This is a genomic window from Pseudomonas fluorescens NCIMB 11764 (assembly GCF_000293885.2).
Taxonomy (GTDB): domain Bacteria; phylum Pseudomonadota; class Gammaproteobacteria; order Pseudomonadales; family Pseudomonadaceae; genus Aquipseudomonas; species Aquipseudomonas fluorescens_B.
On sequence record NZ_CP010945.1, the window covers coordinates 1339803 to 1365896 of the forward strand.

Here is a 26094-nt window from a genome sequence, read left to right on the forward strand (position 1 = left end):
GACGACAATCGAGGTGTGCCATGCGTGTGCTGTTAGTGGAAGACGAACCGGAGACCGCCAAACTCCTGGCCAACGGCCTGAGCGAGGCGAGTTACTCGGTGGATGTGGCGCTCAACGGCATGGAAGGCCGCCGCTTCATCGAGTCCGGCGAATACACGTTGATCATCCTCGACGTCATGTTGCCGGGGCTCAACGGCTGGCAGTTGCTGCAACAGATCCGCAAGCTCGGTGAGACGCCGGTGCTGTTCCTCACCACCAAGGATGGCATCGAGGATCGCTTGCGCGGGTTGGAGCTGCATGAGGACGATTATTTGCTCAAGCCGTTTACGGTGAGCGAACTGGTGGCGCGGGTGCGCAAGTTGTTAAGGCGGGATCGGGGGCGTTAGGGATTACTGCGGTGTCTGGACCTGTCACCGCAACCCATCCCGAAACTGCCCCGGCGTCATCCCCGTCCAGCGCTTGAACGCGCGGCTGAAGCTGCTGGTATCGGCAAACCCCAATAAATAACTGATCTCGCTCAACGAGCATTGCGGGTCGCGCAGGTGCAGCAGCGCGAGGTTTTCGCGGCTCTCATTGAGCAGCGTATCGAACCGGCAACCCTCATCCGCGAGATGCCGTTGCAGGCTGCGCAAACTCAGGTGCAGGGCCTGGGCGATGTGCTCGGCACTGGGCTCGCCTTCCGGCAATTGCTCTTCAATGGCGTCGCGAACCTTGCGTTCCCAGGTCAGGGGTTTGAGTTGCGCCAGCGTGCGTTTGAGCACGGTTTCATTGTGTTCCGCCAGTTCCGGATTGGCGTCGTCCAGGTGACTGTCGAAATCCACCAGGGAAAACTCCAGCCGGTCTTCGCTGGCCGAAAAGTACACTGGAGCGCGAAAGACCTTGTGCCATTGATGCGCGTCGGCCGGTTCCGGGCGGCGCAGGTACACCGCCAGCGGCGCGTAGTCGCGACCGAGTCGGTTGCGGCAGGTACGCACGTAAATGGCGGCGAAGGCGTCGATGGCTTCGAACGCCGGCGCCGGGTTGCCTGGCGGGATTTTCAGGCGAAAGCGATAGCGATCTTCGGTGCGGCTCAATTCAAGCTCTAACGCATCGCTGACCACTTGGTGATAACGCACGATGCGCTCGAACACTTCCCGCAAACTGCCGCTGGCCACCAAGGCATAACCGAGCGCGTGAAACGTGGTCGGGCTGACGAACCGCGAGACGCGCAAGCCGATCGCCGGGTCGCCACTGACCTGCACGGCGATTTCCCACAGGCGCGTGGTGCCGGACAACGGGTAACGGGCGTTCGGGTCGTCCATCAATTGCGGGTCGAGCCCCGCCTGGTGACACAGGGCGGTGCTGTCGAGGCCCAGCGCATCGAGTTGCTTGCGCAGGGCGCGGGTCCAGCTGGCGAGGGAGGTCGGTTCAGTCATGCTGATTGGCGCTTCCGGTCAACAGGTTGGCGTCCACGGCTACCGCGTTGTGAGGGTTCACAAGGCAGGATGCGAACATCAATAACCAGAGGATGGAAGCATGGAAGGTACTTCTGCAAGTCCCCAGCGACTGAATGCCGCCCAGCGATCTGCGCATATTCGCGAAGTGGTGCTGGCCAGAGGGGTTGAACTGCGTAGGCGCTACCCGGTTCTCAACCATCAGGACGCCTTGGGCGCGGGCATCCTGGCCTTCGCCATGGCCGGAATGATCGGCTCTGCGACGCTCTATCTCACCGGGCATATGGCCTGGTGGGTGTGCCTGTTGCTTAATGCGTTCTTTGCCTCATTGACCCATGAGCTGGAACACGACCTGATTCATAGCATGTACTTTCGCAAACAGCGCGTGCCGCACAACCTGATGATGGGCCTGGTCTGGCTGGCGCGGCCAAGCACGATCAACCCGTGGATTCGTCGGCACCTGCACCTCAACCATCACAAGGTCTCCGGCACGGAAACCGACATGGAAGAACGGGCGATCACCAACGGCGAGCCCTGGGGTTTTGCGCGGCTGTTGATGGTCGGCGATAACGTGATGTCGGCGTTCATCCGCATGCTGCGGGCCAAGACGTGGGAACACAAGTTCAGCATCATCAAGCGCGCCTTGAAGGTCTATGCGCCACTCGCGCTGGTGCATTGGGGCGCGTGGTACGTGTTTCTTGGTTTTCACGCCGCCAACGGCATCGCACACCTGTTAGGGGTACCGATCGAATGGTCAGCGACCACGCTCTCGGTGATGCAGGTGATCGACATCGCGGCGGTGGTGATCATCGGCCCGAACGTGTTGCGCACGTTTTGCCTGCACTTCGTCAGCTCGAACATGCATTACTACGGCGATGTGGAGCCGGGCAATGTGCTTCAGCAAACCCAGGTACTCAACCCGTGGTGGATGTGGCCGTTGCAGGCGTTCTGCTTCAACTTTGGCAGCAGCCATGGAATCCATCATTTTGTGGTGAAGGAGCCGTTTTACATCCGCCAGATGACCGTGCCCGTGGCGCATCAAGTGATGCGCGAGATGGGGGTGCGCTTCAATGATTTCGGGACGTTTGGGCGGGCAAACCGTTTTATTCGCAAGGAAGCCGTCGAACCGCAGGAAGTGCGTGCGGCTCGGGCTTGATCGATGCATCCGGAAACTCAAACGCTGGTCATCAAATTGACCCAAAGAGGCGCTAAGTTGTGGTCTGGAGAATGGTTGGCATATGCGATTAAGGTCTAATAAAGTAATTAAATATTCCTTTATTAGATAAACTTTTCTGCCAATCATCTCGCTACAGATTTTGAGTTTCCGGGGCCGTCTCCTTGGCAGGGTGCGGCCCCTTTTTTATGCCTGAGGAAAACCACAAACCCCTTGTGGGAGCTAACCTGGCTAGCGAATACGGCGGATGACTGACAGTCCGCTTTCGCTAGCAGGCTAGCTGCCACAGGAAAGCGCGACATATTCGATAAAGATCTTAATAAATAGCTTCTTATTCCTTAACGAATATAACTCTCCTCCCTATACTCGACCGGGAACAGACACGCAGCAGGAGAGTTCCCCATGCGCAACGAATCAATTCGCTACCTGATTGTGCCGGGCTGGCAAGGATCGCCAGAAGATCATTGGCAAAGCCACTGGCAGAACAGCCTGCCGAACAGCGCGCGGGTGGAGCAGGCCGATTGGCTGACCCCGCGTCGTGAAGACTGGGTCGCGGCGCTGGCCGAGGCGATTGCCGCCGACAGCACGCCGGTGATCCTGATTGCCCATAGCCTGGGATGCATAACGGTCGCGCATTGGGCGGCTACTGCACCGCTGCATTTTCTGCGTCAGGTGCGCGGCGCCTTGCTGGTCGCGCCGGCGGACGTCGAGCGTCCGGCCTGCGCACCGGCGCTGCGTAATTTTGCCCCGATTCCGACCGACCTTTTGCCGTTTCCGAGCCAGGTTGTCAGCTCCGACAACGACAGTGCTGTCAGTGCACCGCGTGCTCTGGAGCTGGCCCGTAACTGGGGCGCCGAGGCGGGGATTCTGTCGGGTGCCGGGCACATCAACGTGAAGTCCGGTCACCAGCGTTGGGAGCAGGGTTTTGCGTATCTGTATCGCCTGCAAAACCGCATGGAACACCACGCCCTGCGCCGCGCTTAGCCTTTCCTTTTTTTAAAACGGCCCCGCCTCCCAGCGGTTCTGGCCGGGAGCCTGCCATGAGTTTTGAAGCCTTCGGTCAGCCGCTGCTGACCTTTCCCGACGCAGAAAAAAGTCCACTGAGCATCCGCGCCAAGGCGCTGGTGTTCGTTGATCCACGCTCGCGTCAATTGCGCGAGGAGCTGGAGCAACTGGCGCCGCGTTCGATTTCGGTATTGATCCGTGGTGAAACCGGTAGCGGTAAAGAGCTGTTGGCGCGGCACATCCATCGCGCCAGTGAGCGCGGTGGGCTATTCGTCTCGGTCAATTGCGGCGCGATCAGCCCGACCTACGCCGACGCCGAATTGTTCGGCTATGCGGCCGGCAGCTACAGCGGGTCGGCGAGCAGTCGCGCCGGCTGGTTCGGTTCGGCCAATGGCGGCACGTTGTATCTGGACGAGATCGGCGACCTGCCGTTGCCGATCCAGATCAAGTTGCTTGCCGCATTGGAAAACCACGAAGTCACCCGCGTTGGTGCACCTCAACCGAGCCCGGTGGACGTACGTCTCGTAGCTGCGACCAGCATCGATCTGGCGCAAGCCGTGGCTGCCGGTAAATTCCATGAGCGGCTTTATCACTACCTCAGTGAAGGTCAACTCGAACTGCCGGCCTTGCGCGAACGGGTGGGCGATATCCTGTCGCTGTCAGAATATTTCCTCGGCATTTATAGCCAGCGACTCGATTTGCCGGTGCCGCTGATCAGCGAAGCGGCTCAACAGTTGTTAGAGGCGCATAGCTGGCCGGGCAATACACGGGAGTTGGAAAACGTCATTCACTTTGCGTTGCTGGTGAGTACCGGTGACGAGATTTTGCCGGAGCATTTGAATCTGCCTGGGGTGCCTGCGCCGTTGACGCAGATCGAGCAGCAACTCGAACTCATCCTCAGCAAAGGCAATGCCAGCGAGAAAACCGCTTTGAAACAACTCCTGAAAGACGCCGCGCTTCTGTAGGCGCTGGCGTAGCGTGCGATCTTTTGACCCTGGCAATGCCGAATCAAGATCAAAAGATCGCAGCCTTCGGCAGCTCCTGCACTGTATGAGCAAAATGGAATATGAAAGTGAATAAAAGATATTGTTCGGGAATAAAAAATCCCGGTATTGTCCGCCTCACGCCAGCGATAGCACTTCACTGGCACTCGTACTAAACAAGCCGTCGTCGATGACGACCGTGATTTTCGATAAGGACACTGCATGAAAAAGGTTCTGTTGTTCACCGCACTGGCGGCTGCCCTGACCGCGGGCCTGGCCCAGGCTGGTGAGAAACTGGTGGTCGCGGCGACCCCGGTCCCACACGCCGAGATTCTGGAACTGATCAAGCCAACCCTCGCCAAAGAAGGCGTGGACCTGGAAATCAAAGTGTTCACCGACTACGTTCAACCGAACGTGCAAGTTGACCAGAAGCGTCTGGACGCCAACTACTTCCAGACCCTGCCATACCTGAAAAACTTCAACGAAGGCAAAGGCACCAACCTGGTGACTGTGATCGGCGTTCACGTTGAACCGTTCGGTGGCTACTCGAAGAAGTACAAAAAACTGGCTGATCTGCCAAACGGCGCGACCATCGCGCTGCCGAACGAAGGCAGCAACAGCGGCCGTGCCCTGCTCCTGCTGCAGAAGGCTGGCCTGATCGAGTTGAAAGACCCGAAAAACGCCTTGGCTACCCCGAAAGACATCGCCAAGAACCCGCACAACTTCAAGTTCAAGGAACTGGAGTCGGCCATGCTGCCGCGCGTTCTGGACCAGGTTGACCTGGACCTGATCAACACCAACTATGCGCTGGAAGCCGGTCTGAACCCGGCCAAAGACGCGCTGGTGATCGAAGGTGCCGATTCGCCTTACGTGAACTTCCTGGTGGCTCGTCCGGACAACAAGGACAGCGTTGCCATCCAGAAACTGGCCAAGGCATTGACCAGCCCTGAAGTGAAGGCGTTCATCGAGAAGAAGTACAGCGGCGCGGTACTGCCGGCGTTCTGATTCGACGCAGCATCGAACCCCTTCAGGGTTTCAAACGCCGACGGCTGATACTAGCGTCGGCGTTTTTTATTGGGTGTGAGATATACCCGTGGCGAGGGAGCTTGCTCCCGCGGGGTTGCGAAGCGACCCCAATAGCTGGCGGCAGGTACACCGCGTTGGTTGGTTTTGCGACTGCTGCGCAGTCGAGCGGGAGCAAGCTCCCTCGCCACAAAATCAGGAGCTATCAGAGCTATCAGAGCTATCAGAGCTATCAGAGCTATCAGAGCTATCAGAGCTATCAGAGCTATCAGAGCATCAGAGCTATCAGAGCATCAGAGCTATCAGAGCATCAGAGCATCAGAGCATCAGAGCATCAGAGCAATCAGAGCAATCAGAGCAATCAGAGCTGCCAGGGCGCTCAGGCCACCCTGGCCTTCAACGCCCTGCGCAACGCCATCAGCAACTTCACGATGTCCTGCGGATCCAGTCGCTGCGGTACTTTTACGTCAGCCATGTTCTCTTCCTTGTGATGGTTCGGCCGGGAGTCTGGCCAAAAGCTGTGCGTCCTTGGAAGGCTATTTCGAAAAAAAGATCCTTCCTACAGCGAAAAGGAAAATAGTCGTCTTCCTGCGCCGCAGCAAATCCGCAGGATCGTTTTTTGCGTGATATCAATATGCTTTAACGGTATTCAAAATCTTCTTTTTATACCTTTAAAGTGGTCAATTGCCGCGCCGCCTAATCCGGCCAATACCACGCCGGTTCATCCAGCATCCGTTGCCCGACAATCCCGGTCTGCCCGAGGTTTTTCTCCAGCACGATGCAGTTGCATTCCGGGTCTTCCTGCAACGCCGAGATGAGCCGCCGCGCATGGGACACCACCCACACCTGACACTGCTCCGATGCCCGGATAATCAAGCGCGCCAACGCCGGCAACAGGTCCGGATGCAGGCTGGTTTCCGGCTCGTTCAACACCATCAACGTCGGCGGGCGCGGCGTCAGCAGCGCCGCCACCAACAGCAAATACCGCAAGGTCCCATCGGACAACTCTGCCGCCGATAAGGGGCGCAACAACCCTTCCTGATAAAACTCGATGGCGAACCGGCCGCCGGCCAGCGGCTCGATATGCAGCCGTGCACCGGGAAACGCATCGCTGATCGCGTTGCTCAACGCGTCGGGGTCGCCAATTTCGATAATGGTCTGCAACGCCGCCGCCAGATCCCTGCCGTCGTGGTGCAGCACCGGGGTTCGGGTGCCCAGTTGCGGTTGACGCACCGGTGCGTCGGCGTCGCTGCGAAAGTGATCGTAGAAGCGCCAGCGGCGGATGAACTCACGCATCTCCAGAACCTCGGGCGAGGTACGCAGGCTGCCGACCTGATCGAACAGGCTGTCGAAAGCCGGCGTGTGCTGTGCCAGCACGTCCCAGGTGCGGTTGGCTCGCGTACGGATCATCGGCCCGTCGCGATCCACCAGCAGGCTCGCTGGGCGATAGAACGCCCCGGCCCACAGGCATTCGCGCTTGATCTGCGGATCGAGGCTGAACCGCGACGGAATGGGTGAACTGTGCCCGGGTAACATGAAATGACCGTTGGATTCGGGTAGCCCGAGGCTGATCGAGTAACCGAAATCCTCGCCGGCAAACCCCAGGCGCAGGCGTTTGACGCCGTGACGCACGGTCGCCTCGATCGGCACTTCACCGTTACGCATGCGCCGGGTGATGTTTTCCGGTCCGGCCCAGAACGTCGAATCCAGCCCACCCTCGCGGGCCAACGCATTGACCACGCCGCCCTGGGCGGTTTCCGCCAGTAGGCGCAACGCGCGGTAGAGGTTGGACTTACCGCTGCCGTTCGGCCCGGTGATCAGGTTCAAACGACCCAGCGGGATCACCAGTTTATTGATCGAGCGGTAATTGGCCACCGCGAGGGTTTTGAGCATGGGAAGCTTCCTGATTGCTAAGCGTGCAGCAAACCTGTGCACCTGTTGAACCCTGTTCTAAGCTCACAGTCGTATCGCCATTGGCACGTTCGTACAACGCAAAGGAGTCTGCATGGCTGGTCCCGGATTGAAAAGAGTGGTTGGCCTGAGCCTCCTTGTCCTGTTGAGTGCCTGCGGCGAAAAACCCCAGGTTGAAAAGGACCGTCCGCGGGTTTTTGTGCAGGCCGTCAAACCGGCTGATTACGCCGTATCCGTGACCCTGACCGGCGATGTTCAAGCGCGCGTCCAGACCGAACTGTCATTCCGCGTCGGCGGCAAGATCATTCAGCGTATGGTCGATGTCGGTGACCGGGTGTCGGCCAAACAAGTGCTCGCCAGACTCGACCCGAAAGACCTGCAAACCAACGTCGACTCGGCCCAGGCGCAGGTCGTCGCCGAACAGGCACGAGTCAAACAGACCGCCGCCGCCTTCGTTCGCCAGCAAAAACTCCTGCCCAAGGGCTACACCAGTCAAAGCGAGTACGACTCGGCACAGGCCGCATTGCGCAGCAGTCAAAGCGCGCTGACGGCCGCCCAGGCGCAATTGGCCAATGCCCGTGAACAACTGGGCTATACCGCGCTGATCGCCGACGCGCCGGGGATAGTTACCGCCCGCCAGGCCGAAGTCGGCCAGGTGGTGCAGGCCACGATGCCGATTTTCAGCCTCGCCCGGGACGGTGAGCGTGATGCGGTGTTCAACGTCTACGAATCGCTGCTGGCAGAGGCTCCCGAAGATAAAACGATCGTGGTCAGCCTGCTCGACAACCCGGCCATCAAGACCACGGGCACGGTTCGGGAAATCACTCCGGCCGTTTCCGCGCAGACCGGCACGGTGCAGGTCAAAGTCACCCTTGATGGTTTGCCGGAAGGCATGCAGCTCGGCTCTGTCGTCAGCGCCACGGCGAAGACGCCGGGCAAGTCGGCGGTTGAGCTGCCGTGGTCGGCCCTGACCAAAAACCTCAGCGACCCGGCCGTGTGGCTGGTGGATGACGAAGGCCGGGCGCAGTTGCATACGGTCACGGTCGGTCGTTACCTGACCGGCAAAGTCATCATCAACGATGGCTTGAAGGGCGGCGAAAAAGTCGTCATCGCTGGCGGCCAGTTGTTGCACCCCGGCGTGAAAGTGGAAATTGCTGAAAACACCTATAAAGACCTGGCCGGAGGGGCTCAGCCGTGAAGCGCCTGTTGCTGGTGTTCGCCGGTGTGATGCTGGTGGCCTGTTCGGAACAAGAGCCGCCGCCGGAGCCGGTGCGACCGGTGCTGTCGATCAAAGTGCTGGCGCTGGACGAGGAAAATCTCGGCCGCTTCGCCGGCAGCATCCAGGCCCGTTACGAAACCAATGTCGGATTCCGCGTGCCGGGGCGGATCGCCAGCCGTAACGTCGATGTTGGCGCCGAGGTCGAGAAGGGCGCCTTGCTCGCCACGCTCGATCCCACGGATCAGCAAAACCAGCTGCGCTCGGCCGAGGGCGATCTGGCCAAGGTTCAAGCGCAGCTGATCAACGCCCAGGCCAACGCCCGTCGCCAGCAGGAGCTGTTCGATCGCGGGGTCGGTGCGCAGGCGCAACTGGACATCGCCCAGACGGATCTGAAAACCACTCAGGCCTCCCTCGATCAAGCGAAGGCGGCAGTCAATCAGGCCAGGGATCAACTCGGTTACGTCGAACTGCGCACTGACCACAAAGCCATCGTCACCGCGTGGAACGCCGAAGCCGGCCAAGTGGTGACCGCCGGCCAGCAAGTGGTGACCCTGGCGCAGCCGGACATCAAGGAAGCGGTGATCGACTTGCCCGACACGCTGGTCGATCAGTTGCCGGCGGACGTGGTGTTTCAAGTTGCCGTGCAACTGGACCCGAGCATCACCACCACCGCCACCGTTCGCGAAATCGAACCCCAGGCCCAAAGCGCCACCCGCACCCGTCGCGCCCGCCTGACCCTGACCGATACGCCACCGGGTTTTCGCCTGGGCACGGCGATCAGCGTGACCCTCAGCTCGGCCATCAAACCGCGTATCGAACTGCCCCTGACCGCGCTGCAAGAAGTCGATGGCAAATCGCGAATCTGGGTCATCGACCCACAGACCCAAACCGTTTCCCCGCGTGACATCAACCTGATCAGCCGTACCGATTCCATGATGGTCCTGGCCAACGGCGTGAAATCCGGCGAGCGCGTTGTCAGTGCCGGTGTGAACAGCCTGAAACCGGGGCAGGAAGTGAAAATCGACGAGGACGGCCCACAATGAAAGGGAGCTTCAACTTATCCGAATGGGCCCTCAAGCATCAGTCGTTTGTCTGGTATCTGATGTTCATCGCGCTGCTGATGGGCGTGTTCTCGTACTTGAACCTCGGCCGCGAAGAAGACCCCTCGTTCACCATCAAGACCATGGTGATCCAGACCCGCTGGCCGGGTGCGACCCAGGAAGAAACCCTCAAGCAAGTCACTGACCGCATCGAGAAAAAACTCGAAGAGCTCGATTCCCTCGACTACGTGAAAAGTTACACCCGCCCCGGTGAATCGACGGTCTTCGTCAACCTGCGTGACACCACCAGCGCCAAGGACATCCCGGAAATCTGGTACCAGGTGCGCAAGAAAATCAACGACATTCGCGGCGACTTCCCCAAAGGCCTGCAAGGGCCGGGGTTCAATGACGAATTCGGGGATGTGTTCGGTTCGGTGTACGCCTTCACCGCCGACGGTTTGTCGATGCGCCAGTTACGCGACTACGTCGAGCAGGTCCGCGCCGAGATCCGTGAGGTGCCGGGCCTGGGCAAGGTCGAGATGGTGGGTGAGCAGGACGAAGTGCTGTACCTGAACTTCTCCACCCGCAAACTGGCGGCGTTGGGCATTGATCAGCGTCAGGTCGTGCAGAGCCTGCAATCGCAAAACGCCGTGACGCCGGCCGGGGTGATCGAGGCCGGGCCGGAGCGTATTTCCGTGCGCACCACAGGGCAATTCGTTTCCGAGAAAGATCTGGAAAACGTCAATCTGCGGCTCAATGATCGCTTCTATCGTCTGGCCGACATTGCCGATATCAGCCGGGGTTATGTCGACCCGGCGACGCCGGAGTTTCGCTTCAACGGTCACCCGGGCATCGGCCTGGCCATCGCCATGAAGAAGGGCGGCAACATCCAGGATTTCGGCAAGGCGCTGCACCAGCGCATGACCGACCTGACCGCTGACTTGCCGGTGGGCGTCGGTGTGTACAACGTTTCCGACCAGGCGGCCGTGGTCGAAAAGGCCGTCGGGGGCTTTACCAGCGCGCTGTTTGAAGCGGTGGTGATTGTGCTGGTGGTCAGCTTTGTAAGCCTCGGCGTGCGCGCCGGGCTGGTGGTGGCGTGCTCGATTCCGCTGGTGCTGGCGATGGTCTTCGTCTTCATGGAATACAGCGGCATCACCATGCAGCGTATTTCCCTCGGCGCCTTGATCATCGCCCTTGGCCTGCTGGTGGACGACGCGATGATCACGGTCGAGATGATGGTCACCCGCCTGGAGATGGGCGAAACCAAAGAGCAGGCGGCCACCTTCGCCTACACCTCGACCGCGTTCCCGATGCTCACTGGTACGCTGGTAACGGTGGCCGGTTTTGTACCGATCGGCCTGAACGCCAGTTCGGCGGGCGAGTACACCTTCACGCTGTTTGCGGTGATCGCCGTGGCCATGCTGGTGTCCTGGGTTGTCGCGGTGCTGTTCGCGCCGGTGATCGGCGTGCACATCCTCAGTGCCAACGTGAAACCTCACAACGCCGAGCCCGGCCGCATCGGCCGTGCCTTCAATTACGGCATGCTCTGGTCCATGCGCAATCGCTGGTGGGCCATCGGCATCACCATTGCCTTGTTCGTGGCGTCGGTGTTTTCCATGCAGTTCGTGCAAAACCAGTTCTTCCCGTCTTCCGACCGCCCGGAAATCCTCGTCGACCTGAACCTGCCGCAAAACGCTTCGATTGCCGAAACCCGCAAAGCCGTAGACAAGCTCGAAGCGACACTCAAGGACGACCCGGACATCGTCCGCTGGAGCACCTACATCGGCGAAGGCGCGATCCGTTTCTACCTGCCGCTCGACCAGCAATTGCAAAACCCGTACTACGCGCAATTGGTCATCGTCAGCAAGGGCCTGGAATCGCGAGAAGCCCTGAGCCAGCGTTTGCGCGAGCGCTTGCGCAAGGACTTCGTCGGCATCGGCAGCTACGTCCAGGCGCTGGAAATGGGCCCGCCTGTCGGGCGACCGATCCAGTACCGGGTCAGCGGCAAGGACATCGACCAGGTGCGCAAACACGCCATCGCCCTGGCCACCGAGCTGGACAAGAACTCGCACATCGGCGAGATCATTTACGACTGGAACGAGCCCGGAAAAGTCCTGCGTATCGACATTGCCCAGGACAAGGCGCGGCAACTGGGGCTGTCGTCGGAAGACGTGGCCAACCTGATGAACAGTATCGTGGTCGGTGCGCCGGTGACGCAGGTCGATGACGATATCTACCTGATCAACGTCGTTGGCCGCGCGGTGGACGCGGAGCGCGGTACACCGGAAACCTTGCAGAACCTGCAGATTGTCACGTCGAGCGGCAACTCGATTCCGCTGCTGGCCTTCGCCACCGTGCGCTATGAAATGGAGCAGCCGCTGGTGTGGCGTCGCGACCGCAAGCCAACCATTACCATCAAGGCAGCGGTGCGCGACGAGATTCAGCCGACCGATCTGGTGAAACAACTCAAACCTGACATCGACAAGTTCGCCGCATCGTTGCCGGTGGGCTACAAGGTCGCTACGGGCGGCACCGTCGAGGAAAGCGGCAAGGCCCAAGGGCCGATTGCCAAGGTCGTGCCGTTGATGCTGTTCCTGATGGCGACCTTCCTGATGATCCAGTTGCACAGCGTACAGAAGCTGTTCCTGGTCGCCAGCGTCGCGCCGCTCGGTTTGATCGGCGTGGTGCTGGCGCTGATCCCCACGGGCACGCCGATGGGGTTCGTGGCGATCCTCGGGATTCTGGCGCTGATCGGCATCATTATCCGCAACTCGGTGATTCTGGTGACGCAGATCGACGCCTTGGAGAAAGAGGGGTTGTCGCCGTGGGACGCGGTGGCGCAAGCCACGGAACACCGGCGCCGACCGATTCTGCTGACGGCCGCGGCGGCGAGCCTGGGGATGATCCCGATTGCCCGGGAAGTGTTCTGGGGGCCGATGGCGTACGCGATGATCGGCGGCATCATCATCGCGACGTTGTTGACGCTGCTGTTTTTGCCGGCGCTGTATGTGGCCTGGTACAAGATTCGCGAGCCGAAGAAAGAGGCAGCGTGATCAAAAGCAAAAAGATCGCAGACTAATCCGCGCGACGCCAGACACTCGCCAACCAAGGCTGCTGCTCCCGCGGCAGCCCCGCCGGCCGGTAGTAATGCTCCAGCTCCACAAACCCCGCCGCGTTCAGCAATTCCTGCCATGCCTGAAGATCGTGATAAGCCCCATACCGCGGCCCATTCCAGCCTTCCTGATTTTCACCCCGCGGATTGGAACTGAACAACACACCGCCCGGTTTCAAAGCGGCATGCAATTGCTTTAACACCCGAGGCAATTCCTGAAGCGGAATGTGAAACAGCACCGCATTGGCGAAGATCCCGTCAAAGCGCCCGGCCGGCAAATCAAGCTTCAGAAAATCCTGCTGCCAGACCTCGCAACCACTGTCCTCGCGCGCCATCTGCGCAAACTTGTCCGAGCCGTCGAGGCCGACCGCCGTGTGGCCCATACGCGTGAACGTCTGCAAATCACGACCCGGCCCGCAGCCAAAGTCGAGAATGTCGAATGGCGCATCGCCCTGAATATGCCGCAACAGCGCATCGATGTTCTGGCTGACGTCATGGTCACGCGTGCCTTCGCGAAAACCTTCGGCCACCGAGTTGTAATGACCCAGGGTGGTGGAAGTGATCTGCTCGAGGTCGGCGGGAGTCTGTTTCATGGTCGGGCTACGCAGGCAATTGGGATTTGCCGAATATACGCCATCAGGTCTGTGGCTGCTGTGCAGCCCACGACCTGTTACTTCTTACAGTATCGGTCGGACCAAAAAGAGCTCAGTCTACCTCGACCCGAGCGAAGGACCGGCGAGACTGTGAACGCTCACCTACACACACCGAAGCTGTCGGTGATTGATCCGCGAGCCTTGGCGATCCGCAGCGTGGACTATTGTCGCCATCCGGACGAGGTCGTTATTGAACCTCGCATCACCCGGCAGATCTTCGATGAGGCCGGGCGGCTGGTTGCGTCATGGGATCCACGGCTTTGGGGCACGGCGTCGAAGCCGAACCTGACCAACCTCTACGGCTTGAGTCGCCAGTCGTTGCTGACGGACAGCGTTGATGCCGGCTGGCAGTTGAGTCTGTTTAATCGCACCGATTCGCTGCATGCATTTTGGGATGGCCGGGGCTGTCAGCGTGAATGCGAATATGACGATCAGCAGCGTCCTGTCGCGGTCACGGAGCAGGGCGCAGCCGCATTGGCTCGCGTGGTCGACCGGTTCACCTACGGTGGCTGCGACGCAACGTTTGCCGAGCGTAACCAGTGCAACCGGCTGATCCATCGTGACAACCCGGCTGGCTCTCAAAACCTCGATGATTATGGTGTGGCCGGCGCTGTGCTGGCTGAATGCATACGTTTCCTCAACGATCTTGATACACCCGACTGGCCCCTCGAAATAGATGCCCGCGACGCGTGGCTGGAGACGCAATCGTTCGTGACGCAACACACCTTCCTGCCCACGGGCGAGATTGAGCGCCAGACCGATGCCATGGGCAATACCCGAACCTTTGGCTACGACGTGGCCGGCAGGTTGAGTGAAACCTGGCTGCTGCTGGCCGGGGATGGCAAACAACCGCAGTGCGTGGTCAGCGACATCCGCTACAACCCCTACGACCAGATCGAAAGCGAAATCGCTGGCAACGGTGTGAAAACGCAAGCTGAGTACGGCGCAGATGACGGTCGGCTGGTCAGGCTGGTGGCGGCGGTCGGCAATCAAAGGCCACTGCAAGACTTGAACTACATCTATGACCCGGCAGGCAATATCGTCGAGCTGGAGGACAAAGCCCAATCCGTTACCTGGTTCAACAATCAGCGCATCGAACCGATCAACCATTACCGCTATGACAGCCTGTCTCAACTGATCGAAGCCAAGGGCTGGGAAGTCGCGAACCCCAGCCACGGACCGACGCTGCCGGACTTGCTGCCCACACCGCTGGACCCGAATCAGCGGCGCAATTACACCCAGCGTTTCGAATACGACGCGGCGGGCAATCTGATCACCCGTCACCACAGCGGTGCGCCGGGTTTCTCGATGTTCACCTCAGCCCGCAGCAATCGAAGCCTGGCGCAGCGGGATGAGGGGGCGCTGCCGGGGGAATCCGACATCGATTCAGGCTTCGATGCCTGCGGCAATCAGCTTGAGCTTCAACGCGGCCAAGCCATGACCTGGGATGTTCGCAATCAGCTAAACCGGGTGACTTTGGTCAAACGCCAGGATGAACCCGACGATTACGAAGGTTATGCCTACGACCGCCCCGGCCATCGGTTGCGCAAAGTGCACGTCAGCCAGGCCAATCGCCGAACCCTGCGCACAGAAGTCCGTTACCTTCCCAGCCTCGAAATCCACCGACAGGCCGATGGTGAAGTGCACCACGTCATCAACGCCGAAGCGGGACGTTGCAGTGTTCGAGCCTTGCATTGGCCCGAAGGCACCCATGTCGATCAACTGCGTTACAGCCTCTGCGACCACTTGGGTTCCAGCACGCTGGAGTTGGATCATGAAGCAGGCGTGCTGACTCAGGAACACTATTACCCCTTTGGTGGCACCGCCTGCTGGGCGGGGGAAAGTGCTTTGGTGGCGAAGTACAAAACGATTCGCTATTCCGGCAAAGAGCGGGATGCGACGGGGCTCTATTATTACGGGTATAGGTATTACGCACCGTGGTTGCAGCGCTGGATATGTCCGGACCCTGCAGGCGACATGGACGGGCTCAATCGCTATGCGATGGTGAGGAACAACCCGGTTAATTTCTACGATTGGCAAGGCACGTTATCGATTCCAGCCGATATTTTTATCGCCGATATCGTCAACCCAATGAATAAAAGCATTGGAACGGGATGGTTCGAGGAGTTGAGATGGAATCAAGAGAAAAACACGTTCATGAGTACCGGTCCGGTTTATGGCCGAGATATGAAGGCGATCGAGGGTGGAAATTCCGAGTGGTACCCATCATCGTTCGGAAATGCCATTGCTGCATTTCGTGATCAGGACGGCAAGCTTCGTCTGTTTGCCAATATGTATCAGCAGCACATGGGCATCCAGCCCGGTATGGGCCTTCCGGAGTTCGCCGGACTATTGAAAGTGGATGAGCAAGACCCTTCAAAACTCGTCATCAACAATCATTCCGGGCACTACAAACCCGAATCGTCCATTGACGTGACGGCGATGATTCTTGAGATTGCTCCGCAGCAACAGTCCGTGAGGTATGCCCCGATTCCAGAAAGCTCGTCGTTTGATTCAGCACTTCGAATCCATTCCATTGACTCTCCCGAAATGTATGAGCGCCTGGTGAACACGTACAAGCGAGATTTCAATGGCTTGATCACGTACCTGAAAGAACAAGGTGTCTGGGAAGCAGCCAAAACGAATTGGGAGGAAAGAGAAGACCTGAACATCATTTTCAAGATGGAGACTAAAGGGATGACTGCCCAGCAGATCCGCTATGAAGAGTCTACGTTGAGGAATGCCAAGCCATTGGCTGATCCCGTGCGACCGTCCATTGGCACCCGCCGAGTCACACGTCCACTCGCTCAGGAGAAGATCAAAAAAACTTCATTTTTCCGATCTCTTGGTCACCGTTTTGTAAAGCTGTATGAGAAGTGACATCGAGTCCTTGATTGCTTGAACGGGACGGGGGCAGCGCGCTCATACGCCATACGTGGTGCCGAAGATCAACCGTGTAAACGGAATCAACGGCACCATCAAAATCGAGCGGATCAGGTTCAAAAAACACGCCAAACGGTGAGGTTTTCTGTTACTTCTTACAGTATCGGCCCGGCCAAAAATGGCTCAGTCTTTCCTCGACCCGAGCGAAGGACCGTCGAGACCGTGAACGCTCACCAACACACACCGAAACTGTCGGTCATGGACCCGCGAGCCTTGGCGATCCGCAGCGTGGGCTATTGCCGGCGCCCGGACGAGACCATCATTGAGTCACGCATCACCCGGCAGGTTTTCGATGCGGCGGGGCGCTTGGTTGTCTCGTGTGATCCACGGCTCTGGGGCACAGCGCCGAAACCGAACCTGTCGACAGTCTATGGCTTGAGCGATCAGCCCCTGATGACGGACAGTGTTGATGCCGGTTGGCAGTTGAATCTGTTGAATCACACCAGCTCGCTGTTTTCGTTCTGGGACGCCAGAGGCAGTCAGCGTTGCATCGACTATGACGATCAGCAGCGCCCGATAGCCGTTACCGAACAGGCCGCCGAAGCACCATCGCGCGTGGTTGAGCGACTGACCTACGGCGGCGCTGCCCCAGCATTCGCTGTGCATAACCAATGCGCAAAGCTGATCCGCCATGACAATCCGGCCAGCACCCGATTCGTCACCGACTACGGTTTGGCCGGTGCGGAACTGAGTGAAAACCAATGGTTCCTGATCGACCTTGAAACACCCAACTGGCCAAGTGAATTCGAGGCCCGGGACGCGTTGCTGGAGGAGCAGTCGTTCGTCACTCGGCACGTTTTCTATCCCACGGGCGAGATTGAGCGCCAGACCGATGCCATGGGCAATACCCGAACCTTTGGCTGCGACGTGGCCGGCAGGTTGAGTGAAACCTGGCTGCTGCTGGCCAGGGATGGCAAACAACCGCAGCGCGTGGTCAGCGACATCCGCTACAACCCCTACGACCAGATCGAAAGCGAAATCGCTGGCAACGGTGTGAAAACGCAAGCTGAGTACGGCGCAGATGACGGTCGGCTGATCAGGCTGGTGGCGGCGGTCGGCAATCAAAGGCCACTGCAAGACTTGAACTACATCTATGACCCGGCAGGCAATATCGTCGAGCTGGAGGACAAAGCCCAATCCGTTACCTGGTTCAACAATCAGCGCATCGAACCGATCAACCGTTACCGCTATGACAGCCTGTCTCAACTGATCGAAGCCAAGGGCTGGGAAGTCGCCAACCCCAGCCACGGACCGACGCTGCCGGACTTGCTGCCCACACCGCTGGACCCGAATCAGCGGCGCAATTACACCCAGCGTTTCGAATACGACGCGGCGGGCAATCTGATCACCCGTCACCACAGCGGTGCGCCGGGTTTCTCGATGTTCACCTCAGCCCGCAGCAATCGAAGCCTGGCGCAGCGGGATGAGGGTTCGCTGCCGGGGGAATCCGACATCGATTCAGGCTTCGATGCCTGCGGCAATCAGCTTGAGCTTCAACGCGGCCAAGCCATGACCTGGGATGTTCGCAATCAGCTAAACCGGGTGACCTTGGTCAAACGCCAGGATGAACCCGACGATTACGAAGGTTATGCCTACGACCGCCCCGGCCATCGGTTGCGCAAAGTGCACGTCAGCCAGGCCAATCGCCGAACCCTGCGCACAGAAGTCCGTTACCTTCCCAGCCTCGAAATCCACCGACAGGCCGATGGTGAAGTGCACCACGTCATCAGTGCCGAAGCGGGACGTTGCAGTGTTCGCGCCTTGCATTGGCCCGAAGGCACCCATGTCAATCAACTGCGTTACAGCCTTTGCGATCACTTGGGTTCCAGCACGCTGGAGTTGGATCATGAAGTAGGCGTGCTGACTCAGGAACACTATTACCCCTTTGGTGGCACCGCCTGCTGGGCGGGGGAAAGTGCTTTGGTGGCGAAGTACAAAACGATTCGCTATTCCGGCAAAGAGCGGGATGCGACGGGGCTTTGTTACTACGGATTTCGGTATAGCGCACCATGGTTGCAACGGTGGATATCCCCGGATCCGGCGGGCTCTATAAACGGCCTTAATCTTTTTTTATTTGTTTCGAATCACCCAGTCAATCTCGAAGATGTGGATGGCCGTTTTTATGAGGGGGAGGGGGATAAAATTGAACGGAGTCTGTCATTTGGTGCAAAGATTGTCGCGCGTGGACTAGACCAGTTTTCAGCAGAGCAAAGAGATATTGTCAGATCGGAATTGCTCAAGCGGGAGCGTATATTTTCTGATGCTCAACGTGCACTGCTCTCAGATTTCTCCGGAGTTGGAGACATTATGCAGAGTCACTTTGGTCCCGCGTACGGCGTCGTTGCGAACAAAGTTCTGGACTCCTGGAGTCGGGGGGAAGCCCTAGTGAGAGAGTACCAAGGGAGCCGAGGAAATTATAAGTTTATAGGGTTTGAAACCGATAATAAAAACTTTTACGGAGAGGTGGATGTCAGTGATGTCCATGGAAGAATAGCGGTTAGCATTGATATGATTAATACCGGGAAGCTAAATGTGTTTTTTGGTCATGAAGTACTCCATCTAACGGGTGTGAATAACATTGCAGCGGTTGGGCCCGGTGCACTGGATGGTTTTTATTTAAGCTCAAGTGCTGATTGGACTGTGGGTCGTAGTGTTACTCAGTACATTTTTCAGGAGAGTCGAGTGTCTGAAATTATTATGCAGGGGGGAATGAGTCTGGACTATCTGAACTCATTTACAGATGTTCATAGCGATTTTATTAGTGTTGTTGAAAAATATGACGGAAGAGTTGGGTCTGGAATGGATATCCATACCGCGATATCAACTTTTAATGCTGATATATACTTGCGCGCCGAAATGGCAGCCGTGAACGCGGATAGCCTTGTATTTGCTGCGGACGCTTTGAGTCAGTCGTATCTGAATCGGCATGCTTAAGGGGGAGTGGTATGTCGATTGGAGCGGGTTACCCGCTCCATTTCAACCTAGTAAGTGTTCACATCTGCCTAGCGTTTATTCAATCCCCGCGCCAACCGATCCCCACCCAACTGAATCACCGCCACCAACACCACCAGCAACACAATCACCGTCAACATGATCTGGCTATCAAACCGCTGATACCCATACCGATAAGCAATGTCCCCCAACCCGCCGGCACCAATCGCACCAGCCATGGCCGAGGAGTTGATCATCGTCACCAACGTAATGGTGAAACCGCCCACGATCCCCGGCAGCGCCTCGGGCAGCAACACATGCCAAACGATATGCCAACGCCGGCACCCCATCGCTTGCGCCGCTTCGATCAAGCCGAAATCCACCTCGCGCAAACTGACTTCCGCGATACGCGCAAAGAACGGCGTGGCCGCAATCGTCAGCGGTACTACAGCGGCCCAGACACCGTAAGTGGTGCCAACGATCAACCGCGTGAACGGGATCAACGCCACCATCAAAATCAAGAACGGAATCGAGCGAAACAGGTTCACGAACGCACCCAACGCGCGGTTCAGTGCCGGTGCTTCGTAGATCCCGCCTTTGGAGCTGGTCACCAGGATCACCGCCAGTGGAATACCCGCCAGCAGCGCGATCAGTGACGACACGCCCACCATCAAAAACGTGTCGATGAAACCCTGCAGCAAGCGATCAAACCACATAACCCAGCACCTCCACCTGTTGTGCCCAATGACCGGCGCGCTGGCGCAGTTCTTCGGCGCCGAGGGACGAGCCGGTCACCGCCAGCAACAATTGCCCCAGTGCATGGCCCTGAATCCGTTCGACGCCGCCTTGCAGCAAGCGCACGCGGCCACCGAGTGCGGCGAACAGTGCCGCCAGATCCGGCTCGTCCGTGGCGCTGCCGGTGAATTGCAAACGCAGGACCACGGCGGCATCCGAAGATTGAGGCTGTGCCTGCAAACGACTCTGCAGCTCTTCTGGCAACGCGTGTTGCAACGGTGCGAGCAAGGTTTTGCTGACCTCATGCTGCGGGTTGCCGAAGACTTCCCAGACCGGGCCTTGCTCGACGATTCGCCCGTGTTCCAGCACGACGACGCGGTCGCAGATATCGCGGATCACCGCCATTTCGTGAGTGATCAGCACGATGGTCAGCCCCAGTCGCTGATTGATCTCGCGCAGCAGGCCGAGGATCGATTGTGTCGTCTCCGGGTCCAGTGCCGACGTGGCTTCGTCGCACAGCAGAATCGCCGGGTCGTGCACCAGGGCGCGAGCAATGCCGACGCGCTGCTTCTGCCCACCGGAAAGCTGTGCCGGGTAGGCTGTGTGTTTCTCTTGCAGGCCGACCAGTTCCAGCAGTTCGCGGACTTTCCGCTCGCGTTTTTCCTTAGGCACGCCGGCGACTTTGAGCGGCAATTCGACGTTCTGCCAAACGGTCTTGGCCGACATCAGGTTGAAGTGCTGGAAGATCATGCCGATGCGCCGACGCAGCGTGACCAGGCGGTCTTCATCGAACTCGCCGATGTCCACCTGATCGATCAGCACGCGCCCCGTGCTCGGTTGTTCTAGGCGGTTGATGGTGCGGATCAGCGACGACTTGCCGGCGCCGCTGCGGCCGATGATGCCGAACACTTCACCGCGCTGGATCGCCAGGTCAATGCCCTGAAGTGCGGCCACCGGACCTTGCTGGCCGTTGTAGGTTTTGCCCAGGCCGATGAAGCGCACGTGAGCACGGTTCAGGTCTGGGTGCAGTTCAGTCTGTTCGGCGTTCTGAGGCTCTGGAATTTCCAGTCGCCGTTGGATAGCGGCCGTCATGTTCAGCTTTCCCAACCGGCTTGGTAGAGCTTGCCGTGAGCCTTGTCGAGGGCGGCGCGAACGGCGGGCGAATGCTGGTAGATGTCGACGAATTTGATCAGGCGCGGGTCGGTTTTGCTTTTTGGCTGGATCACGAACTGGATCACGTATTCCTTGTGATCGAGGCCGTCGAACAGCAGCGCGGAACCGGCGTCGAAGGTTTTCGCCAGGCGAACGTACGCCGGGTAGCCCTGAACCAGATCGGCATCATCGTAGGCGCGTACCAGTTGCACGGCTTCGACCTGAAGGATTTTGATTTTCTTCGGGTTGGCGATGATGTCTTCTTCGGTGGCCTTGTAGCCGACACCCGGTTTGAGCGTGATCAGCCCGGCCTTGGCCAGCAGTTGCAGGCCGCGACCGCTGTTGATCGGGTCGTTGGCGATGGCCACGCTGGCGCCTTCCGGCAGCTCGTCGAAGCTTTTGTATTTCTTCGAGTAGAGGCCGACGTTGTTGATGATGCCCGGCGCGAACGGCACCAGGTCAAAACCGGAGGCGGCCCTGGCATTTTCCAGGAACGGGACGTGCTGGAAGTAGTTCACGTCGATGTCGCCGGCGGCGAGGCTGACGTTGGGCGCGATCCAGTCGGTGAACTCGACGAGTTCGACTTTCAGGCCTTGTTTGTTGGCTTCCTCGACGGCGGCCTCCAGGGGGATGGCGAACGCGGCGGTGGTGCCGACTTTCAGCGGCGCGTCGGCGCCGAAGGTGATGGAGCTGAAAAGGCCGAGGGCCAAGGCCAGTGCTTTGACTGGGTGAGAGAGGTAGTGCTTGGTCATGATGGTTATTCCAGTCAATTAACAATGTGTGAACGCATTGGTGGCGAGGGAGCTTGCTCCCGCTGGGCTGCGGAGCAGCCCCAAAGCCATTCGATGAGGTGCGTCAGGTAAAAACAGTCTGCGGGTTTTGCGACTGCTGCGCAGTCGAGCGGGAGCAAGCTCCCTCGCCACAGGGGATCAGTGTCGGTAGTGAGAGCCGGTGTGTTGCTCAGGCAAATGCGCTTCGCCGTGAAACAGCTTTTCCCGCAAGCTGCCCTCGTCATAAGCCGTCTTGTACGACCCACGCCGCTGCAACTCCGGAATCACCTGTTCAATGAAGTCCACATAGCTTTCCGGCGTGACAATCCGCGTCAGGTTGAAGCCATCCAGCCCGGTTTCGGCGATCCACGATTCCAGTTCATCGGCCACTTGCTCCGGCGAGCCCACCACGGTGATGTAGCGGCCACCGAGGGCGTGTTGCTCGAGCAACTTGCGTCGCGTCCAGTCGTTGTTTTGCAGATTCTTGGTGGCCGACTGAATCGCGTTGCTCTTCACGTACTGGATCGGTTCGTCGAGTTCGTACTCGGAAAAATCGATCCCGGTCGACGCCGAGAAATGCGCCACGCCGGCCTCGGCGCTGGCGTAGCTCAAGTACTCGGCATGCTTGGCCCAGGCCAGCTCTTCGGTGGCGCCGACGATCACGTTCAGCCCCATGAACACCTTGATGTCTTCGGGATTACGCCCGGCCTCGACGGCGCTGGCGCGGACCTTGTCCACCTGGACCCTGGTCGATGGTTTGTTCTGCCCGCTGATGAATACGCACTCCGCGTGGCGCCCGGCGAACAGCAAGCCGCGATCCGAACTGCCGGCCTGGAACAGCACCGGCGTACGCTGCGGCGACGGTTCGCAGAGGTGATAACCCTCGACCTGATAGAACTCGCCCTTGTGTTCGATCCTGTGCACTTTGTCCGGCTGCGCGTAGATCCGCTGCTTGGGATCGTTGAGTACCGCGCCGTTTTCCCAACTGCCTTCCCAGAGTTTGTAGAGCACCTCGAGGTATTCATCAGCCTGGTCGTAACGACGGTCGTGTTCCACCTGCTCGCTCAAGCCCATGGCTTTGGCGGCGCTGTCGAGATAACCGGTGACGATGTTCCAGCCGACCCGACCGCGACTCAGGTGATCGAGCGTCGACATGCGCCGGGCGAACAGATAGGGCGGTTCGTACGTCAGATTGGCGGTCAGGCCGAAACCGAGGTTTCTGGTGACGGCGGCCATCGCCGAGACCAGCAGCAATGGGTCGTTGACTGGCAGCTGGATCGACTCTTTCAGCGGCACGTCCGCCGAGTTCTGGTAGACGTCGTACACGCCGACGATGTCGGCGATGAACAAACCGTCGAACAGTCCACGCTCCAGCAATTGCGCCAGTTCGGTCCAGTATTCGATGGTTTTGTATTGGGTGGAGGTGTCCCGTGGATGCGTCCACAAACCATGGTTGATGTGCCCGATGCAGTTCATGTTGAACGCGTTGAGCAGGATCTTCTTTTTCGCGTCGGCCATCAGATGGTCCCCCGCAGCGGCGGGTTTTCATCGTTGAGGTAATAGTTGCCCACGGCGTGATACTTCCAGCGCACCGGGTCGTGCAGCGTATGCACCCGAGCGTTGCGCCAGTGGCGATCCAGGCCGTGTTCGATCAGGGTCGCCTGGCTGCCGGCCAGCTCAAACAGTGTGCTGCCGGCGGCGAGGGAAATTTCGGTGCTGATGGCACGGGCTTCGGCGACGGCAATCGATGCCGCAGCGACAGTCTCGGCGTTGGTCTCGGCCTGGGCCTTGTCGAGGAATTCGCCGGAACGCTCCAGCAGCGCTTCTGCTGCGTGCAAGCGGATGCTCAGATGGCCGAAGCTCTTGATGGTCAGCGGGTCATCGGTGGCTTTTTCATGCGTGGCGTCGATCCATGGCCGGGTTTTGGTTCGCACGAAATGCAGTGCGTCTTCATAGGCTGCACGGGCGATGCCGGTGTCGATGGCGGCGTGAAGAATCTGCGCCAACGGGCCGACGGTCGTCGGGCGTTCGAAAGCGCTTTGAAACGCGATGACGTCTTCGGCGGCGACGTAGACGTCTTCGAACACCACCGAACCGCTGCCGGTGGTGCGCTGGCCGAAACCGCTCCAGTCATCGATGACGGTCAGTCCTTTGCTGTCGCGCGGGACGAATGCCAGTTGCTGCACGCCGTTTTCATCCACCACTGACGTCGGGATGCGTTGTGCGTAGATCGCACCCGTGGCGTAGAACTTGCGGCCGTTGATGCGATAGCCGTCACCGTCTCGAGTCAGGCTGGTGACGCGGTCGTGGGCGGTCTTGGTGCCGAGTTCGGCGAGCGCGTTGCCGAAGCGCTGACCAGCGAGCACTTCTGCGTAGAGGCGTTTTTTCTGCTCTTCGCTGCCATTCACTCGCAGCACTTCGAGGGCATAAAAATGGTTCTGCGGAATTTGTCCGAGGGAGCCGTCAGCCTGGGCGATCAGGGCAATCACCTTGGCCAGCGTGACGTTCGAAACGCCAGCGCCGCCGTACGCCTTCGGCACGCTGATGCCCCATAGGCCCGAGCGGGAAAACACTTCCAGTTCAGGGTGCGGCAAACGGCGCTCGCGGTCGCGCAGGGCGCTGTCGCGTCTGAAATCTTCAGCCAGATCAGTGGCGACGATCAGGGCTTGCTCATCGCCGGTGATGACCGCGACGTGGTGAGAAAGAGTCATAGGTTTCTCCAGATATCGGGTCGTCAGATCCAGGAATGGCGAGCCGGCAGCGTGCCGTTGAGGTGGTACGCGCCGACCGCGTGATATTTCCAGCGCACCGGGTCGTGCAGCGTGTGCACGCGGGCGTTGCGCCAGTGGCGGTCAAGGTTGAATTCGGCGAGGGTGGCGCGGCTGCCGGCCAGTTCGAAAAGTTTTTCGCTGGCCAGCAGCGAGATTTCGGTGGTCAGCACCTTGGCTTCGGCCACGGCAATCGAAGCCCGCGCAGCGGAGTCGGCGGTGAGCGGCACGGCGTTGACTTGATCAAGCACTTGCCCGGCCTTGCGCAGCAGCGCTTCGGCGGCGTGCAGTTCGATTTTCAGTTTGCCAATATCAGCAATCACGTACAGGTCGTCGCTGGCGCGTTCGACCTTGGCGTCGATCCACGGCCGCGCGCGGTTTTTCACAAACTCGATGGCGTCGTCGATGGCGCCGCGGGCGATGCCGGCGTCGATGGCCGCTTGAATCAATTGCGAGACGGCACCCTGGATATTCGGCTTGTCATTGATCTTCCAGTTATCCACAACAAGCTCGGCGTCGACCCGCACGTTGTTGAGCAAAATGGTGCCGCTGGCGGTGGTGCGCTGGCCGAAACCGGACCAGTCATCGACGATGCGCAGACCCGGAGTGCCGCGACGGACAAAAGCCAGCACTTGCTTGCCGTCGTCGTTCAGCGCCTTGACCGCGACCCAGTGGGCAAACAGGGCGCCAGTGGAATAAAACTTCTGTCCGCTGATGACAAAACCATCACCGTCGGCAGTGATCCGTGCCTTGAGTTCAAGGGTGTTTTTGGTCCCGCGTTCCGGCCCGGCATTGCCGATGCGCCAGCCTTCGAGCACGCTTTTGAACAGCTGCTTTTTCTGCGCTTCGGTGGCGCTGCCGAGCACCAGGTTGAGAATGCCGAACTGGTTCTGCGGGATCTGTCCCAATGCCGGGTCGGCCGCGGAAATGATCGCGAACACCTCGGCCAGTGTGACGAATGAAACCTGCGGGCCACCGTACTCGCGCGGGATGGCAATGCTGCCCAGGCCGCTGCGGGTGAACTGTTCGATTTCCGACCATGGCAACCTGCGCTGCTGATCACGTTTGGCCGCTTGCAAGCGGGCGACGTGCGCCAGCTCATGGGCGGCCTTGATGGCTTGCGCGTCGTTGCGCAAAACCTGCGCGGGCAACAACAGGGGGGCGATATCCAGATCACTCTGGAGGGTTGCTTCTGCCAGACTGGACATCAGTGCCGCTCCTTGGCTGCACGCAATGCCCTGG

General features: G+C 59.2%; 19 protein-coding genes and 1 pseudogene. 10 read left to right on the forward strand and 10 right to left on the reverse strand.

The features are described from left to right. The first annotated feature begins 20 nt into the window (after positions 1-20). Positions 21-386 carry a response regulator gene (locus B723_RS06150; protein WP_017335874.1) on the forward strand — a complete coding sequence of 122 codons (366 nt, stop codon included), beginning with the start codon at positions 21-23 and terminating at the stop codon, positions 384-386. 24 nt (positions 387-410) lie between these two features. Here the strand turns inward: B723_RS06150 and B723_RS06155 are convergent, their stop codons facing one another. Continuing rightward, the gene (locus tag B723_RS06155) at positions 411-1415 is read right to left on the reverse strand and encodes an AraC family transcriptional regulator (protein ID WP_017335875.1); all 1005 of its coding nucleotides are present in this window, start codon (positions 1413-1415) and stop codon (positions 411-413) included. Between the two features lie 100 nt (positions 1416-1515). Between B723_RS06155 and B723_RS06160 the strand changes: the two genes are divergently transcribed. From B723_RS06160 to B723_RS06175, 4 genes are all read left to right on the forward strand, one after another. Further along, entirely contained in the window at positions 1516-2589 is a 1074-nt protein-coding gene (locus B723_RS06160) for a fatty acid desaturase (protein ID WP_017335876.1), read from the forward strand. 420 nt (positions 2590-3009) lie between these two features. Beyond that, entirely contained in the window at positions 3010-3591 is a 582-nt protein-coding gene (locus tag B723_RS06165) for an alpha/beta hydrolase (RefSeq protein ID WP_017335877.1), read from the forward strand. A 56-nt stretch (positions 3592-3647) separates the two neighbouring features. Next, positions 3648-4577, forward strand: a complete 930-nt coding sequence (locus tag B723_RS06170) for a sigma 54-interacting transcriptional regulator (protein ID WP_017335878.1) — start codon at positions 3648-3650, stop codon at positions 4575-4577. 240 nt (positions 4578-4817) lie between these two features. Then, positions 4818-5600: a MetQ/NlpA family ABC transporter substrate-binding protein gene (locus tag B723_RS06175; protein WP_017335879.1), complete on the forward strand. Its 783-nt coding sequence runs from the start codon at positions 4818-4820 to the stop codon at positions 5598-5600. A gap of 714 nt (positions 5601-6314) precedes the next feature. On the opposite strand, the gene B723_RS06180 is transcribed toward B723_RS06175, so the two are convergent. Then, positions 6315-7511, reverse strand: a complete 1197-nt coding sequence (locus tag B723_RS06180; protein WP_017335881.1) for an AAA family ATPase — start codon at positions 7509-7511, stop codon at positions 6315-6317. 112 nt (positions 7512-7623) lie between these two features. Here B723_RS06180 and B723_RS06185 point away from each other — a divergent pair, with 112 nt between their 5' ends. The 3 genes from B723_RS06185 to B723_RS06195 are packed head-to-tail and all read left to right on the forward strand — an operon-like array spanning position 7624 to position 12841. After that, positions 7624-8727, forward strand: a complete 1104-nt coding sequence (locus B723_RS06185; RefSeq protein WP_017335882.1) for an efflux RND transporter periplasmic adaptor subunit — start codon at positions 7624-7626, stop codon at positions 8725-8727. After that, complete coding sequence (locus tag B723_RS06190; protein ID WP_017335883.1) at positions 8724-9791, forward strand: efflux RND transporter periplasmic adaptor subunit; 1068 nt, start codon at positions 8724-8726, stop codon at positions 9789-9791. Before B723_RS06185 ends, B723_RS06190 begins: the two co-directional genes overlap by 4 nt. Further along, positions 9788-12841 (forward strand): efflux RND transporter permease subunit, encoded by a 3054-nt coding sequence (locus B723_RS06195; RefSeq protein WP_017335884.1) that lies wholly within the window; start codon positions 9788-9790, stop codon positions 12839-12841. The genes B723_RS06190 and B723_RS06195 overlap by 4 nt, the downstream gene beginning before the upstream one ends. 22 nt (positions 12842-12863) lie before the next feature. Here the strand turns inward: B723_RS06195 and B723_RS06200 are convergent, their stop codons facing one another. Then, entirely contained in the window at positions 12864-13493 is a 630-nt protein-coding gene (locus B723_RS06200) for a class I SAM-dependent methyltransferase (RefSeq protein WP_017335885.1), read from the reverse strand. A gap of 183 nt (positions 13494-13676) precedes the next feature. On the opposite strand from B723_RS06200, the gene B723_RS06205 reads away from it, so the two are divergent. Further along, positions 13677-16433, forward strand: a complete 2757-nt coding sequence (locus tag B723_RS06205) for an RHS repeat domain-containing protein (protein WP_238588309.1) — start codon at positions 13677-13679, stop codon at positions 16431-16433. 45 nt (positions 16434-16478) lie between these two features. On the opposite strand, the pseudogene B723_RS32845 reads toward B723_RS06205, so the two are convergent. Continuing rightward, a pseudogene (locus B723_RS32845) lies at positions 16479-16568 on the reverse strand (ABC transporter permease); the annotation flags it as partial. Positions 16569-16658: 90 nt separating this feature from the next. Here B723_RS32845 and B723_RS06210 point away from each other — a divergent pair. Next, on the forward strand, positions 16659-19430 hold the full coding sequence (locus B723_RS06210) for an RHS repeat domain-containing protein (protein ID WP_080995103.1): 2772 nt from the start codon (positions 16659-16661) through the stop codon (positions 19428-19430). 68 nt (positions 19431-19498) lie between these two features. Here the strand turns inward: B723_RS06210 and B723_RS06215 are convergent, their stop codons facing one another. The 6 genes from B723_RS06215 to B723_RS06240 all read right to left on the reverse strand — a co-directional run bounded on the left by B723_RS06215 (position 19499) and on the right by B723_RS06240 (position 26060). After that, the gene (locus B723_RS06215) at positions 19499-20143 is read right to left on the reverse strand and encodes a methionine ABC transporter permease (protein WP_017335887.1); all 645 of its coding nucleotides are present in this window, start codon (positions 20141-20143) and stop codon (positions 19499-19501) included. Beyond that, positions 20133-21254, reverse strand: a complete 1122-nt coding sequence (locus tag B723_RS06220) for a methionine ABC transporter ATP-binding protein (protein WP_017335888.1) — start codon at positions 21252-21254, stop codon at positions 20133-20135. Before B723_RS06220 ends, B723_RS06215 begins: the two co-directional genes overlap by 11 nt. Before the next feature lie 2 nt (positions 21255-21256). Then, positions 21257-22066 carry a MetQ/NlpA family ABC transporter substrate-binding protein gene (locus tag B723_RS06225; RefSeq protein ID WP_017335889.1) on the reverse strand — a complete coding sequence of 270 codons (810 nt, stop codon included), beginning with the start codon at positions 22064-22066 and terminating at the stop codon, positions 21257-21259. Positions 22067-22243: 177 nt separating this feature from the next. Next, entirely contained in the window at positions 22244-23602 is a 1359-nt protein-coding gene (locus B723_RS06230; protein WP_017335890.1) for an LLM class flavin-dependent oxidoreductase, read from the reverse strand. Next, entirely contained in the window at positions 23602-24795 is a 1194-nt protein-coding gene (locus B723_RS06235) for an SfnB family sulfur acquisition oxidoreductase (protein WP_017335891.1), read from the reverse strand. The genes B723_RS06230 and B723_RS06235 overlap by 1 nt, the downstream gene beginning before the upstream one ends. A gap of 23 nt (positions 24796-24818) precedes the next feature. Continuing rightward, positions 24819-26060, reverse strand: coding sequence for an SfnB family sulfur acquisition oxidoreductase (locus tag B723_RS06240; RefSeq protein ID WP_017335892.1), 1242 nt, complete (start codon positions 26058-26060; stop codon positions 24819-24821). Positions 26061-26094 lie beyond the last annotated feature (34 nt).